Source organism: Rhodococcus sp. CX (assembly GCF_015865005.1).
Taxonomy (GTDB): domain Bacteria; phylum Actinomycetota; class Actinomycetes; order Mycobacteriales; family Mycobacteriaceae; genus Rhodococcus.
This window is the reverse complement of the sequence record NZ_JADZGH010000134.1, coordinates 1-562: the sequence shown is the minus strand read 5'-3', so window position 1 is coordinate 562 and position 562 is coordinate 1. Positions and strand designations below refer to the sequence as shown.

Annotated in this window: 1 protein-coding gene; it reads right to left on the bottom strand. The window is 70.1% G+C overall.

What is annotated here, in order from left to right:
* On the bottom strand, positions 1-491 hold a 491-nt coding region (locus I0Q12_RS32870; protein ID WP_231610668.1), incomplete at its 3' end, for a DEAD/DEAH box helicase.
* Positions 492-562 lie beyond the last annotated feature (71 nt).

Below are 562 nucleotides of genomic sequence, written 5' to 3'. Positions count from 1 at the left end.
ACGGTCGCGGACAGGCTGACCAGCCGGACGTCCTCGGGCAGGTGCAGGATGACCTCTTCCCACACGGCGCCGCGGAACCGGTCGGCGAGGAAGTGCACCTCGTCCATCACCACGTAGGTCAGCCCGATGAGGCTGGTCGAGGACGCGTAGATCATGTTGCGCAGCACTTCGGTGGTCATCACCACCACCGGCGCGCCCGGGTTGACGGACTGGTCGCCGGTGAGCAACCCGACCGCGTCCTTGCCGTGGCGGGCGCACAGGTCCGCGTACTTCTGGTTGCTCAGCGCCTTGATCGGGGTCGTGTAGAAGCACTTGCCGCCGCCGTGCAACGCCAGGTACACCGCGAACTCCCCGACCACGGTCTTCCCGGCGCCGGTGGGCGCGCACACCAGCACCGAGTGGCCGCCGTCGAGGGCACGGCAGGCCTGCACCTGGAACGGGTCGAGGGTGAACGGCAGCGCCGCGGCGAAGGCGGTGAGCCGATGGGGCATGGCGGCCGGAGCCGGCTGATCGGTCACAGCGTGTCGGAGTAGTCGGGGTGCGTCGGGGTGGGGCGCTCGAC